General features: G+C 44.7%; 12 protein-coding genes. 10 read left to right on the top strand and 2 right to left on the bottom strand.

What is annotated here, in order from left to right; all coding sequences use genetic code 11:
* The first annotated feature begins 239 nt into the window (after positions 1-239).
* The 4 genes from MHH49_RS03890 to MHH49_RS03875 all read left to right on the top strand — a co-directional run bounded on the left by MHH49_RS03890 (position 240) and on the right by MHH49_RS03875 (position 4,929).
* Positions 240-1,307 (top strand): sulfate ABC transporter substrate-binding protein, encoded by a 1,068-nt coding sequence (locus MHH49_RS03890; RefSeq protein WP_076099033.1) that lies wholly within the window; start codon positions 240-242, stop codon positions 1,305-1,307.
* A 139-nt stretch (positions 1,308-1,446) separates the two neighbouring features.
* Entirely contained in the window at positions 1,447-2,232 is a 786-nt protein-coding gene (locus MHH49_RS03885; RefSeq protein ID WP_076099032.1) for an MBL fold metallo-hydrolase, read from the top strand.
* Positions 2,233-2,545: 313 nt separating this feature from the next.
* Positions 2,546-3,127: a GNAT family N-acetyltransferase gene (locus MHH49_RS03880; protein WP_341137908.1), complete on the top strand. Its 582-nt coding sequence runs from the start codon at positions 2,546-2,548 to the stop codon at positions 3,125-3,127.
* Between the two features lie 17 nt (positions 3,128-3,144).
* Entirely contained in the window at positions 3,145-4,929 is a 1,785-nt protein-coding gene (locus MHH49_RS03875; RefSeq protein ID WP_341137907.1) for an ABC transporter ATP-binding protein, read from the top strand.
* A gap of 71 nt (positions 4,930-5,000) precedes the next feature.
* Here the strand turns inward: MHH49_RS03875 and MHH49_RS03870 are convergent, their stop codons facing one another.
* On the bottom strand, positions 5,001-5,804 hold the full coding sequence (locus MHH49_RS03870) for a Cof-type HAD-IIB family hydrolase (RefSeq protein ID WP_036681768.1): 804 nt from the start codon (positions 5,802-5,804) through the stop codon (positions 5,001-5,003).
* Between the two features lie 12 nt (positions 5,805-5,816).
* Positions 5,817-6,764, bottom strand: a complete 948-nt coding sequence (locus tag MHH49_RS03865; protein ID WP_076142158.1) for a DMT family transporter — start codon at positions 6,762-6,764, stop codon at positions 5,817-5,819.
* 228 nt (positions 6,765-6,992) lie between these two features.
* Between MHH49_RS03865 and MHH49_RS03860 the strand changes: the two genes are divergently transcribed.
* The 6 genes from MHH49_RS03860 (at position 6,993) to MHH49_RS03835 (ending at position 14,131) form a co-directional block, all read left to right on the top strand.
* Complete coding sequence (locus MHH49_RS03860; RefSeq protein ID WP_038569151.1) at positions 6,993-7,706, top strand: metal-dependent hydrolase; 714 nt, start codon at positions 6,993-6,995, stop codon at positions 7,704-7,706.
* 59 nt (positions 7,707-7,765) lie between these two features.
* Positions 7,766-9,577, top strand: a complete 1,812-nt coding sequence (locus MHH49_RS03855) for a cache domain-containing sensor histidine kinase (protein WP_076104832.1) — start codon at positions 7,766-7,768, stop codon at positions 9,575-9,577.
* Entirely contained in the window at positions 9,570-10,769 is a 1,200-nt protein-coding gene (locus MHH49_RS03850; protein ID WP_051491207.1) for a response regulator transcription factor, read from the top strand. Before MHH49_RS03855 ends, MHH49_RS03850 begins: the two co-directional genes overlap by 8 nt.
* A 189-nt stretch (positions 10,770-10,958) precedes the next feature.
* Positions 10,959-12,290, top strand: a complete 1,332-nt coding sequence (locus MHH49_RS03845; protein ID WP_076142159.1) for an ABC transporter substrate-binding protein — start codon at positions 10,959-10,961, stop codon at positions 12,288-12,290.
* Positions 12,291-12,397: 107 nt separating this feature from the next.
* On the top strand, positions 12,398-13,273 hold the full coding sequence (locus MHH49_RS03840; protein ID WP_076099026.1) for a carbohydrate ABC transporter permease: 876 nt from the start codon (positions 12,398-12,400) through the stop codon (positions 13,271-13,273).
* Positions 13,274-13,303: 30 nt separating this feature from the next.
* Positions 13,304-14,131: a carbohydrate ABC transporter permease gene (locus tag MHH49_RS03835; RefSeq protein ID WP_036681776.1), complete on the top strand. Its 828-nt coding sequence runs from the start codon at positions 13,304-13,306 to the stop codon at positions 14,129-14,131.
* Positions 14,132-14,198 lie beyond the last annotated feature (67 nt).

The following is a 14,198-nucleotide window of genomic DNA, read 5'->3' as shown; positions in this document are numbered from 1 at the left end:
TAAGAAGTAATGAAGTGGAAGTTTGGAACTGTAGGAGCGGAGTGACCGCCTTTGTTTCCGGATTTAATCCGCTGAGATTATAAAATCAATAAATCTGGGAACAACAGCGGCCGAAAGTCCAAACATTCCACGTAATTACGGCAAAGACCAAACGTTGGTTACTTGAATTTTAAGTTTCAGCCATAGAGCTACTTTCAAGGAAATATTAAAAATCATTACCTCGAAGGATGTGGGCCGCAATGAATGTCAAAAGGAGCAGACAACTGCACGGATGTTTTGCTGCCCTAATGCTGGCCATACTCACGCTGACAGCAGTCGGTTGCGGGAATGTGAAGGCAGTTACGACGATGGCAGAGCCTTCGAAGCAAGGGGATGTTACGCTGGTAATTGGCGCATACAGTGTGGCTAAGGATGCAATGCAGGATATTTTGCCGTTATTTGCTGCCAAGTGGAAAGCGGATACGGGTCAGGATATTAGTTTTCAGGAGTCTTATGAGGCTTCAGGGACACAGGCACGAGCGATTGTAGGTGGATTTGAAGCGGATGTGACGCTGCTAGCCATGGAAGGTGATGTCGAGAAGCTAGTTAAGGCTGGACTCGTAGCGTCAACATGGAAAGAGCAGGGTGAACAAGGTATGGTGACACGTTCAGTAGTTGCTCTTGGTACCCGCGAGGGAAATCCCAAAGGCATTCGCGATTTTGCGGACTTAGCCAAGCCGGGGATTAAGGTGTTATATCCAAACCCGAAGACCTCTGGTGGTGCGCAATGGGATATCAACGCGATCTATGGGGCTGGTCTGAAGCTGTCAGAGGAGCAGGAGGGGGCAAAGGATCCAGCAGCAGCCAAAGCTTTTTTGGAAAGCATCCATGCCAATGTAGAGTCTCTGGATAAGAGTGGCCGCGCTTCTATGGCAGCCTTCGAGTATGGAGTGGGGGATGTAATTGTCACCTATGAGAATGAACTGCTGGCGCGGATTGCTCAGGGAGTCAAATACGAAGTCATTATTCCTAAAAATACAATTCTGATTGAGAATCCGGCGGCTGTTATAGAGAAATATGCGGATGAGCATGGGACACGCATAGCATCAGAAGCACTGGTTGATTTTTTGATAACCCCACAGGCACAAGAGATCTTTGCAAAATATGGCTTTCGTCCCGTGGATAAACAAGTCTATACTGAGCACAAAAGCGATTACCCTGATCCGGCGGGCCTCTTTGATATTAACTATTTAGGAGGCTGGGATGAGGTGCGAAGTTCACTTTATTCCAAGCGTGGAATTTGGTATCAGGTACTTGCCGGAATATAAGGTAGAGGTATAACAAAAGAGTCATCCCAGCAGTTCTTCTGTGGTGGGGATGGCTTTTTTTGGTGGGTCTCTTTAAGATAGAGAGAGGGTAATTTTGATTTATTACTTCGTTGAAGAGAACCTGAAGGAGAGATAACAGATGGATACGTTGGTGTTTTTGGGTACAGGGGATGCCATGGGGGTTCCTCGGGTATATTGCAGCTGTGAGACCTGTACAGAGGCAAGGGAACAGGGTGAAAATATTCGCCTGCGCTCTTCTGTACTTATAGATAATGGCAGTGACTTTTTAGTGATCGATTGTGGACCTGACTGGCGGCGTCAGATGGAGGCGCAGGGAGTACGGAATATGCGCAGACTGCTGGTGACACACGCTCATTTTGATCATATTGGTGGGCTGCCGGAATGGGCGGATTCTTGCCGTTGGATGGGATATAAGGGCCAGCTCTATGCACCAGCGGAAGTGATTCCGATTATTGAGCGGCAATACCCGTGGCTGCGCAATCAGATCGAGATGATTCCTTGTGATGAAGGTATAGAGCTAGACGGCTGGACAATAGATACCTGGAAAGTGAACCATGGCAAGAATGGATACTCGTATGCTTTTCGTCTGGAGAAGGAGGGCTATGTATGGGTGTATTGTCCAGATTCCATTTCTCTTGGAGCTGAAGAGACACGCCTGATGCATGGAGCTGACTTGCTGGTATTAGGTACAAGCTTCTATTACGAAGCAGCGGAGTTATCGACTCGTTCTGTGTACGATATGACGGAAGCAGCGGAGCTGCTGCAAACTGTGAAGCCTCAAAAGGCAATCTATACCCATATGTCGCATGATGTGGATATGAGAAAATCATATATTTTACCGGAAAATGTTACGCTGGCCGAGACGGGGATGAGAATACCCTTAGGATCTTCGGAGATCAGCTGAAATTTAGATAAAAAGAAAACTCCCTTTTGCTGGAAGGAAGTTTTCATGATCCTATTTAAACCTGTTATATTCCGCCTTGTTGAATATGTTTAATGAACTCTTCAAGCCAATAAATGGAGTGGTCCGCTTTAGTTGAGATATTCACTAAATCAAAAAGGGACATCATTCGGGCAACTTCAGCCTGTTGATGTTCCTTTTGTGATTTCTATTGCATTCAGTATTCAGATCCCGATATATACTATATAATCAAAAAGCATATCGTATTATTTTTACATATTTAGAATAATTATCATCGCCAAAGGAGGAGTACGAAGTGGCTGACTCCAAGGATCCAATCCTGCTTGATTTTCCCGAGAGTTTTGAAACAGAGAGGCTGCTCATTCGTGCCCCTTTATGGGGAGATGGAGTTAGCATGAATGAGGCTATCCGTGAAAGTATAGATGAATTGAGACCTTGGATGGCTTTTGCTCAAGTAATACCCACATTAGAAGAATCAGAGAAAGTTACTAGAGAAGGCAGACTGGAGTTTCTAAAAAGGGATAAGCTACATATGCGTATTTTTAGAAGGGATACGGAGGGTTTTATCGGCTGCATTAGCCTGCATCATCTAAACTGGGAACTCCGCAATTTTGAGATTGGTTATTGGATCCGGAGCGCCTGTGCAGGCAAAGGATATATGACAGAAGCCGTAAATGGAATCACCAATTTTGCCATACGGGAACTAGGGGTGAATCGTCTCGAAATCTTTTGTAGTGAACGAAACACCAAAAGTGCCGCGGTAGCCGAACGTGCGGGTTTTACACTGGAAGGGATCCTGCGCAGTGCGAGTCTTGGGTATGACGGGGAACGGCATGATAATAAGGTGTTCGCTAAGGTTAGAGGTATAGAATTTTAAGTGAGAGGGCTGGTTCTTTGAAGCAGAAAGGCGTTTTCTCAAGATTAAGTACATACATGTTAAGGCACAAGCTCTTATATACGATTTTATTATTTACGACTTTATTTGGGATTGTTCTGGATTTAACGATTGCTTGGCTGCTCTCAGTAATTACGGATGCTGCGGTTAGACTCGATGTGAAAGCTTTTAAAGGGCTGGTTATTTTTGGATTAATCTACTTATTAGTGAGTGCAATTAACGGTTTCATCGATCGATATTTCAAAAATAAAATCTCTGCCAAGATCAGAAATGAGCTGCGGTTGGATATGATGCGGCATGCCTTAGCTCTTCCTCAGTCTTATTTTGACCGTAATCATTCCGGGGATTTATTGTCCCGCTTTACTAATGATAATCAATCTGTTGGTAATGCTGCAGGCGAGGTAATGATTGATCTAATCCGTAACCCTTTACTAGCCCTCGCGGCTTTTGGTTATTTGCTCTATATTAACTGGTTACTGGCATTGATCTGTTTTGCAATGGGACCTTTGATGTTCCTTACGGGAAAAATCTTCGGTTCAGCGATGCGTGAGAACAGTGTGAAGATTCAGACTAATATGAGCAAGATTACTTCCTTTTTACATGACATTCTAGGCAGTAGTATGGTGTTTAAATCCTTTAGCATTGAACGCAGACTAATGAAGCAATATCAGGAGCATAGTGAGAATATTACTTCTGAAGAATTAAAACGGGGAAGAATTGAGGGAGCTACTGGCTCATTCTCCTCTTTTTTGGGAAACTTTACGTTTCTTCTGGCGCTGGTCGTGGCTGGTTATTTTGTGGCAAAAGGATCACTTGAGGTCGGTGCGATGATTGCTTTCATCCAGCTCATGAATTATTTAGTAATGCCGTTCTCGTCATTGCCGGGACTGATCAATTCGATGCAGCAATCACTTGGGGCGGCGGGACGGATCTTTGAGGTGTTGGATAGCCCGGTGGAGGTTGAGACCCTTCCAGAAGTGGAGACTAAGCAACCAGAATTTGAGAGTATGGTTATGTCGTCGATCTCTTTCTCGTATCCGGGAGCAGAGAGACAAAGTATAAACAAGATTAGCTTAGAGCTTCAAAAGGGAACACAGATGGCGGTTGTGGGACCGAGTGGTGGAGGTAAATCTACGCTTTTTAAACTATTGCTGGGATTGTATGAACCCGATGAAGGCGAAGTAATAATCAATGGGCAGCGGATCAACGAGATGAGTCTGGCTAAGCTTAGAAGTTATTTTTCCTATGTGCCGCAAGAGGCAGGTCTTTATACGGGAAGCATTCGTGATAATATCCGGAATGGAAATCCAGAGGCGGATGAGCAAGAAATTCTGGAAGCTTTGCGAAAAGCGAATGCCTATGATTTTGTAATAGAATTGCCTGAGGGACTGGATACTGATATTGGTGAGGAAGGCTCACGACTGTCCGGGGGACAACGTCAGCGGCTATCCATTGCAAGAGCAATTCTGAGAAACGCTCCTATTCTGCTGTTGGATGAAGCTACTGCTGCACTTGACAATGAATCAGAAAAACTGGTGCAGCAGGCTATTCGTAAACTAATGGGAGATAAAACTACACTCGTTATCGCGCACCGTTTATCTACGATTCAGAACGCTGATATCATTCTCGTGATGGAGAATGGTGAAATTGTAGAGAGTGGAACGCATGAGGTACTGCTTGCTGCCGAAGGAAGATATAATGATTTGTACTATTCTCAGCTAGAGCAGGAAGAAGAGAGTGGAATGGGACCCGAGAAAGTGGAATTAGCTTCTACAGGAGTTTGAGTTTTGGAATAAAAAAGGGTGCAGCAACGTCATAAAATATGGCGTTGCTGCACCCTTTTGCTTAAGGAAGTTTAGTTCACTTTATTAAGAATGAATTTATCAATCGCATATTTCACGCCATCGTCATTGTTGCTTAAGGTCACAAAATCAGCAATTTCTTTCAGAGCAGGAATAGCATTCTCCATAGCGACGCCAAGTCCGGCAGCTTCCAGCATCTCATGGTCGTTCCAAGAATCACCTACAGCGATAGTCTCGGAAAGATCACAGCCGTAATGTTTGGCTAGGAATTCAAGTGCAATGCCCTTGGTTCCTTCATGATGCATGATTTCCAGGAAGTGTGGTTTGGATTTGGTAATATGCACGGAATCACCAAGCAATTCATGCAGGATTGGAGCCAGTTCATCCAAGAAATCAGGATCATCGATAATTAGCATTTTTGGTGTTTTTTGCGGGACAAGCTTTTCCCAGTCAGGCTCAATAAAATATTGCGTTTTATTCAAGTCCGTATAGTCTTTGATCTTTTGGTTGTCTTCACGGGCATATAGCTTGTCGTCAATGTAAGTTTGCAGATGCAGATTATGCTCCACGCAGTAAGTGAACAGCTTGCGGACTGCATCTTGCGGGACGTAACGCTCATACAGTACTTTTTCATCGAGCAAGTTCTTAACGAGTGCACCCTGGTAAGTAATGATAGGTACGTTTAGTCCAGTTTGACGGGCAATGGCTTGAGCGGAAGCGTAAGCACGGCCTGTAGCAAGGGTTACAACAACACCTGCGGCAACTGCCTCTTCAAGCGCAGTTTGGGTAGCGGGTGTTACTTCCTTGTCATCATTAATCAGAGTGTCATCAATATCAATCGCGATCAATTTGTACATTTGTCTCTCTCCTTATCTCTTTCTAAATAAATGTAATTTGGAAAAATAACTCTTCTTATGTTGATTCTGACCCGGTTCCGGGCTCAGCTCTGCCATAAGCATAGCCCCCAGAATACAACCACAACCGAGCAGAGCGGACAACCCGAGTGTTTCCCCGCCAAAGGCTAAACCCGTCAGAACGGCAAATACCGGTTCTGTGGCATAAATAATGGCTACCCGCGATGGGGTAGTATATTTCTGACAGGCGGTTTGAATCCAGAAGGCAAAAGCGCTGGTTGGCCCAATGGAGATCAGCAGAGCCCAAAGCACATCTGGGTCCTTAATCAGCTCCCCGCTGTGGGCGAGCGGTGTTGCCCCTTCAAAAATAAGCGAGGCAGCAATACTGAACAGCCCAACGAAAGCAAGCTGCAGAGTAGCTAGCGGCAACGCCGGATAATGAGGTGCATAAACGCCAGTATAGGCTACCTGTAACGCAAAAGCTATGGCACATAGAAGAATCAAGGCATCGCCTTTATTCAAGGATAATGCAGAGCCCGTGAAGGTCAACAGATAAAGCCCGATTGCGGCGAGTGCCGCACTGAACCAAGTGTATCGTGAAATCGCATGCTTCAATAAGGCTAGAGACAGAAAGGGTACTAGGACAACTGATAGCCCGGTAATAAAGCCGGTATTAGAGGTTGTTGTATATAGAAGTCCCATAGTCTGAAAGCCATAGCCCAAAAACAAAAAAAGGCCAAGCAGCAGAGAATCGCGTACCATGCGGAAACTTAGCTGTTTCCAATCCTTGCGGTAAGAAATAACTGTGATTAGAGCCAGCAACAGGGCAGCGCCCATAAAGCGGATGCTATTAAACGCGAGCGGTGGCAGCACCTTGACAGCATTTTGTACAATCAGAAAGGTACATCCCCACATCATCGCCACTAATAGCAGGCTAAAATCGGCTATACGGGAACGCTTCACTACTTAGGTCATCCTTTCTTCAGCAGCTGTCGCCTCTATGTAGACGACAAGGTCAAGTTGTCCAAATTGTATCGTATATTCATGGAGAGGACAAGATAGAAATCGCGTAAAGGCTTATATACTAAGCGATTTCAGCGTTTTATGTAGACAAAAAATCCGGGTCTTGATATACTTCGATAACCGCACATTTGTTCTTGTTTTTGCATCTTAGAAAGGAGCGGTTTCACTATGATGGGCAGATCCCATTTAATTATCAGCACCGGGGTTACCCTATCTGTTATGAGTTTGATGGCCCATGAGATTACAATCCCGGTTATTGCCGTCGCGGCATTAAGTTCGCTCCTGCCAGACATTGATGAACCGAATTCGTTACTGGTACGCAAGGCGATTCCTGACTTTCTGCTCAGGATACTACAGGTTGCTTTGATAGGAGCAGCGATTTATCTTTATTTTGCAGGAATCGTTGAAAGCCCTTGGAATATTGTACTGGCCCTACTTGTGGGGAGTGTAACTTTCCTGCCGGGAAGAAAGCTGCGGCATCTGGTGATGGTACTAATCGCTACTGCGGTATTTGCATACGGAGGGGCGTATGATCCTTGGAACTACATAGTAGCTTGTATACTCGTAGTTACATCACTTGTCCCGCATCGTGGATTGACTCATACCTTATATGCTGTTGCAGGCTGGAGCACTTTATTGTATTTTGCTTCATCGGGTATACAGGATGGTGGTAGTCTATGGATAGCAGGCGGCATGTCTTATGCGCTTCATCTATTGGCCGACTCTCTCACCCAAAGGGGAATTACGCCCCTGCCGCCCATTCCATTTAAGCTGCGTCTAAAGCTAATGAGTACAGGCACGAAAAAAGGTGGAGCTGTAGAGAATGTTTTTATCTTGCTCACACTCGCCCTAGTTGTATATGTATTTATACTTTCTCCTTGAGATTTACGGATATGAAGCACATAATGAATTACCGCTAGAACACACAGGAGGCGGCTGTTATGCGGGGGGATTCCTTAGTGAAGTGGTTTGGAAGATTGCAGATTCGTAATAAAATAATCCTTATTTTTATACCGTTGATCATTTTTCCATTGCTTGCTTTAGGCTTGCTCTCAGGGCAGATGTTCAGCCGTTCGATGATCGAAAAGGCTAAGTACAATTTTAAAGATGAATCCAAGCTCATCATGCAGCAAATAGATACGATTGTAAAAAATACGGAGAGCAGTGCCAACATTATAACTACCGACATCCATCGGATGTATGCTGAACGTCCGTTGTTATCCTCGACAGTGGAGCAGACGCGGTTTCGCAATTTAATGCAGAGCCAGCTTTCTATCGATCTGATTATTTTTCCGGATGTCGATTCTGCTGTATTTGTGGATACGGAAGGCCAGATTTATTCCTCTTACGCCTACGGTAATCCTAACGAGCAGAAGGTATTTACCAGCGATATGCTGGAGAAGGCTAAAGAAAAAGGCAGCTACGGTGTCAACCGTTGGCTTCCCATGGAACAGAGAGATTATCTGGTTAGTGATCCGGCAGTTCCGGTGCTCACACTGAGTAAAGTCGTGTACAATCTTAAAACGGGCAACCTAATAGGTACATTATTTGTGAACGTAAAAGAAGATGCTCTCTCTGCTTTTCTGGAAACCGCTAGAGAAACCTCTTCGGACAAGAAATATTTTATAGTAGACGGAACGCAAAGGACCGTGTCCACCCCTGATAAATCAAAGCTTCTACTGAAGCCTGAGGACAGACTGAACGGCAGTCTTAGGAAGACGGGAAGCTCTGTCTCGGAAATTATCGGCAAGGGGAGCGGGCGAGAGCTGGTCACTGTGACGTATTATGATAAGCTGAATTGGAAGCTTGTGAATACGATTTCGCTGCAGAAGTTAACTGCGGATATTCACCGTAATATAACGTTAACTATATTCGTGGGAATAGGATGCCTGTTACTGTCTCTGCTGCTTGCAGGAAAGCTGTCACAGATTATCGTAAATCCGCTTCTTCAAGTGACGAAGGCGATGCGTAAAGTAAGGGAAGGCGATCTGAATGTCACCTCACCAGTGACTACAGAGGATGAGACTGGGCTAATCTCCACCGTATTCAATTCCATGGTTGGTCGTATTCAGGAGCTGATGCGGACGATTACAAACGAACAAGTCCGGAAACGTGAATATGAACTAGCTCTGATCCATGCCCAGATTAAACCCCATTTTCTGTACAACACACTGGATACGATTTATGTACTCAACGATTTGGAGCTTAATGAAGCAGCTCGGGATACGACCAAGGCACTGGCAGATTTCTATCGGGTTGTTCTTAGCAAAGGGAACGAGGTTATTCCACTGTCCGAGGAAGTATCAAATGCAGCTGATTATTTGGCTATTATGCAGGTTCGCAACCCCGACGTATTACGTTACGAGATTAATATCCCGAAATTTCTCGAAGGAGTCAAGGTACCCAAATTGTCCCTGCAGCCGCTCATCGAGAATGCAATCTACCATGGATTAAAAACAAAGGGCAGTCAGGGGCTAATCTCAATAGAGGCTTATACACACGGAAGAGAAGTTATCATTACCGTGGAGGATAACGGTGTTGGCATGTCCGGGGAGCAGGTGTCGCGGATTGTAGAATACCGCTCACGAGAAGGAAAACCGGCATCCATTGGCATTTACAGCGTTCATGAACGGATTAAGCTGTATTTTGGAGAACCATATGGCCTATCGGTAGAAAGTAAACTGGGAAAAGGTACTGTTATGAAAATGACGATTCCCGGTACGGAAGCGCAGGGGGGCAGCGTAGATGTATAAAGTGATGGTTGTAGATGACGAGCCGCTGTTTCGTTATTATATGCGGACCAAGCTGGATTGGAGTAAATATGATTTCAGTGTCTGTGGTGAAGCGTCAAATGGCAGAGAAGCGCTGGAAGAAGCGGAACGGACGAAACCAGATTTGGCTTTAGTGGACATTAGTATGCCCTATATGGACGGTATGGAGCTGGTTACCCGGTTACAGGCCAATGCTCCTGATATGCTTATTGTTTTTGTAACAGGGCACAATGAATTTGATTATGCGCAAAAAGCGATTCGCTTAGGTGTACAAGATTATTTATTGAAACCGTTTAACCAGCAAGAGTTTAACGAGATGATGATCAAGGTGAAGCAGCGCCTTCAGTCACATAAAATAGGTGCACGCAAAGCTGGGAAGCCGGAAATAATTGCAGAAGGAACGGCTTCCAATAAGCTCTTTCCACTCCAAATGGACGAGCAGAATTCCTCTGAAGGGATAGAGGAGTTCTCCTTTCCATCCAAAGAAATCACTCATCTTGGAATTCAGGATGCCATGCTGATGGCGTTAAAGATGGGGGATGGCGATGCAGCGGCGAAGGACATAAGCAAATTAATTGAGATTCTACGACGCCAGAGAGGGGGAGGCAGCTATTCCTTTACTCTATTAATGAGTATAGTATCCCTTTGCCTTGCCTATGCTGGAGAAAGAGGGATCAATCCGGAAAGTCTCTGGAAACCAGCAGGTTCACCGGAGCAGCGGCTACGGGAGATGGATAACTGGGATGAGACTGAAAGCTGGATAAAAGGCTTGTACAGTAAAGTCATTGATCAAGGTCGTGAGCACCGCCCCTCTAAGTCGTACAATTTATTCATTGCCGCCAAAGAGTACATCCGGGAGCATTATTCCGATTGTGAGCTGACAGTTGACCAGGTGGCGAATGGCGTTTATGTAGATACCAGCTATTTACGGAAGGTTTTTCGAAAAGAAGGTGGAATCTCTGTACTTGATTTCATTACCTATACTCGTATGAAGCAGGCCAAGGAACTGCTTGCTGGAGGAAATGTGAGACTGTCTGAAATCGCCGGTAAAGTGGGCTATAATGACCCGAATTATTTCAGTAAATGCTTTAAAAAACACTATGGCATGCCGCCGTCTGAATTTGAGCAGCTGGCTGCCCGTTCCCGCCATATTGGCGTTAATAATGAAATTTAATAAACATATTTGGTGGCGGCTCTCTGGTGAGGCCGCTTTCATTTTGTCCTGTTTATTACCGATTGTGCCCGATATGGCTCTTTTTGGGTCTTCAAGGCTCAAATATAATAGAAACAGGACGATGAAAACGCTAACAAATAGCGGATTCAACTAGCTCCACTAAATAGAGCATCAGAAAGGGGATTCATTATGAGCAACAAGCTATTCAGAACACTGGGGGTTGCAACCGTTTTATCCTTAGCTTTCTCACTTACAGCCTGTGGTGGTAACAATGCCGGAAACGGTGGTTCAACCTCTGAAGGTTCCAATACGACCGCTGGGAATACCGATAAGAAAATTCAAATAAAAATTTATGCACAGCATTTTGACGAAGATACTTCAAAGCCATTTGATTATGCCGTAGAGGAATTAAAAAAGGAAATGCCGGAGGTGGAGATTGTACTGGATGAGGCTGTTCAAGATGGCTACCAGAAGCTGAAAACATATGCCGCGACTGGGAACATGCCGGATATTTATGAAACAGACTGGCCTACGCTGCAAACCTTCGCCAAATCTAAAAATGTCGAGCTGCTTGATGAATACCAAGCCACCAAAGATTTCAAAGCGAATCTAAACACAGGGAATGAGTCCCGTCTAATTGCCCCAGACGGTCATGTATACGCATTCCCATATACGGGAATTGAATTCCAAATGTTGTTTTACAACAAGGATATCTTTAAAGAGGTAGGCATCGAGATGCCGATCAAGACGATCGATCAGCTGGCTGAAGCGGCTAAGAAGCTTTCTACAGCAGGGTATACACCGCTCTCAATTTTCGCGAAGGAGAAATGGATCACTACTTCTTTTTATAGCGGACTTGTGACTCGTGAGGAGACGAAAGGGTTTGGCCCACTCGAAACGAAGGGAACGACAACATTGCCTTCGCCTTATGTAACAGCAGCAGAACAAATGAAGAAGCTGGAAGAAGCAGGCTTGTTCGACGTCAATGCTACGAATACCAATTATGATCAAGCTTCATCTTTGTTCTACCAAGGAAAAGCTGGCATGTTCGTCAACGGTCAGTGGGAAATCTACAGCAGTGCTGAGAAGCTTGGGGATAAAGTGGATTGGATGTACTGGCCAGCTAAGGACGAAGCGACTTATGAGAACAACAAAATGTACATTAACGGTGCAGGAGGTCCTGGTGGCTTTGCCGTTTCTCCAAGCAGCAAGAATGTAGAGACTGCAGTGAAAGTAGCTAGTTTCATCGCACAAAAATATAGCGAATACAAATATACACAGCTGGGTAGCCCGATCGTAGCGACTAAAGTGGATAAAGAAATGACCGGTAAAGTGCCTGCCATGATGAAAAGAATCGCTGAAGAAGTGCTGCCAAACGTGAAGGGGTACGCCAATGCGGTAAGCAGTGTTCAAATTAAAAATGCACTGGACGACAATACACAAAATATGTTGATCGAAGGATTCTCGGCTAAGCAGTTCACGGATAACATGAACCGAGTGCTGAACAAAGAAAATAAATAATTAGAGAAATAAAATAAATAAAAATTGGTCCATGCCCTGCAGCTCACCCGGATCGAGCCCTTATATCGGGTGAGCAGCTTGGCAAGGAAGGAGTGGAATCTTACCGCATGCATAAATACTTAGGTAATAAGAAAGCCATAATGCTGTTTCTGCTTCCCGCTCTGTTGATTTATAGCGTAGTGATTATCTATCCAGTGCTTCAATCCTTTTATCGTAGCTTTTTCGAGTGGGACGGGCTCAGTACGGCTACTTTTAACGGATTGTCCAACTATGTAGAGATGTTTGATGATCCATTGCTTTTGACATCCCTTCGTAACGGCCTTATTTTTGCACTGGTACTCGCTGTATTTCAGATCGGATTGGGAACCATTCTTGCGCTTGCCTGTGCCGATCCGCGAATCAAAGGGCGTAAGTTGTTGAAAACAGCTTATTTTATTCCCGTAGTTCTGTCGGTTACGGTTGTTTGTCAGCTATGGATTGCCATCTACGATCCGAATAACGGATTGATCAATAGGCTTTTTGAAATTATGCATATTCCTTATCAACAAAACTGGCTTACTTCTCCAACCACATCCATAATTGCGATTGCCTTTGTTAATGCCTGGCAGTTCATGGGTTACCAGTTCAGTCTTTTATATGCGGGGGTTAAATCTGTTCCTGAGCAGTACATGGAAGCTGCCACGATTGACGGTTGCTCCAAATGGATGGCGCATCGTAAGGTGACAATTCCAATGATGAAGGAGACGTTCAAATTCTGTCTGATCATTGCCATCACTTCAGGAATCGGTGCTTTTGTACAAATGTTGATTATGACTAACGGCGGACCGGGAACGAGTAACTATACGCTTACCTTTATGATTTATCGTTATGCATTCTTGGAAAGCAACTACGGCTATGCCTGTGCGGTATCGGTTGTGCTTGTCCTTCTGTCGCTTCTGGCCACCATTATTATCAACAAGACATTTGACCGAAATGAAGCATAAGGCAGTACGCCGGAAAGGAAAAGGAACGTTATGAAAAAAGTGAGAGCATTGCTCATACAGCTTCCCTTATGGATTTATTTTATCATTTCCATCTATCCGCTATTATGGATGATTTCTTATTCTCTGAAAAATAACGATGAGATTTTTGTCACCAACCCTTTCGGATTTCCGACTAATTTCCGGATTGAAAACTATGTGGCCGCTTGGTCACAGTTCAATATACCGCGATATTTTACGAATAGCTTGGTAGTCTCTACGATTTCAACGCTACTTATTATCATATTATCGCTGATGTTCTCATTCGCAATTTCCCGGCTGCGGTGGAGATTCCGTGAAGGGGTCAGATTGTATATGACGATCGGAATGTTCATGCCGCTGCAGGTAATTATGATTCCACTTGCCATACTCGTACGGGATTTACATCTGACTAATACCTACGGTGGGCTTATTGTTCCTTATGTCGCCATTGGATTGCCGTTCTCTTGTCTGGTATTCTACGGCTTTATGAAGGGTATCCCTGGGGAGCTGGAGGAATCCGCTTGTATGGACGGCGCGAATGTATACCGGATGTTTCTGCAGATTATTGTGCCGGTTGTAACGCCAGCTGTCGCAACAGTAGCCATTTTTCAATTTCTGAACAACTGGAATGAATTTTTGCTGGCTTATATTCTGATCTCTGATGAGGGGATGAAAACACTGCCGCTGGGTCTATTGTTCTTCCAAGGCCAATACAGCACAGACTGGGGTGGCATGGGGGCGGTTATGACGATGGCGAGTCTGCCAATGGTTATTGTCTATTTGTTCTTTAGTGAGCAGGTGGAACGGGCAATGACAGTTGGATCTGCTGTAAAAGGATAAAGCGAAGAGTATTAATTCATGCAAAAGAGGACTTCTGGCGAATGCGCAGGAGTCCTCTTTTTGATTC

The sequence above is a fragment of the Paenibacillus sp. FSL F4-0122 genome, from assembly GCF_038002845.1.
In the GTDB taxonomy this organism is placed as follows: domain Bacteria; phylum Bacillota; class Bacilli; order Paenibacillales; family Paenibacillaceae; genus Paenibacillus_AQ; species Paenibacillus_AQ odorifer.
This window is presented reverse-complemented; position numbering and strand designations above follow the sequence as displayed.

Bases quoted from the DNA above. Each gene is read 5' to 3' on its own strand.
- MHH49_RS03850 (WP_051491207.1), top strand. From the start codon at position 9,570: ATGTATAAAGTGATGGTTGTAGATGACGAGCCGCTGTTTCGTTATTAT.
- MHH49_RS03870 (WP_036681768.1), bottom strand. From the start codon at position 5,804: ATGTACAAATTGATCGCGATTGATATTGATGACACTCTGATTAATGAT.
- MHH49_RS03840 (WP_076099026.1), top strand. From the start codon at position 12,398: ATGCATAAATACTTAGGTAATAAGAAAGCCATAATGCTGTTTCTGCTT.
- MHH49_RS03890 (WP_076099033.1), top strand. From the start codon at position 240: ATGAATGTCAAAAGGAGCAGACAACTGCACGGATGTTTTGCTGCCCTA.
- MHH49_RS03885 (WP_076099032.1), top strand. From the start codon at position 1,447: ATGGATACGTTGGTGTTTTTGGGTACAGGGGATGCCATGGGGGTTCCT.
- MHH49_RS03835 (WP_036681776.1), top strand. From the start codon at position 13,304: ATGAAAAAAGTGAGAGCATTGCTCATACAGCTTCCCTTATGGATTTAT.
- MHH49_RS03845 (WP_076142159.1), top strand. From the start codon at position 10,959: ATGAGCAACAAGCTATTCAGAACACTGGGGGTTGCAACCGTTTTATCC.
- MHH49_RS03855 (WP_076104832.1), top strand. From the start codon at position 7,766: ATGCGGGGGGATTCCTTAGTGAAGTGGTTTGGAAGATTGCAGATTCGT.
- MHH49_RS03860 (WP_038569151.1), top strand. From the start codon at position 6,993: ATGATGGGCAGATCCCATTTAATTATCAGCACCGGGGTTACCCTATCT.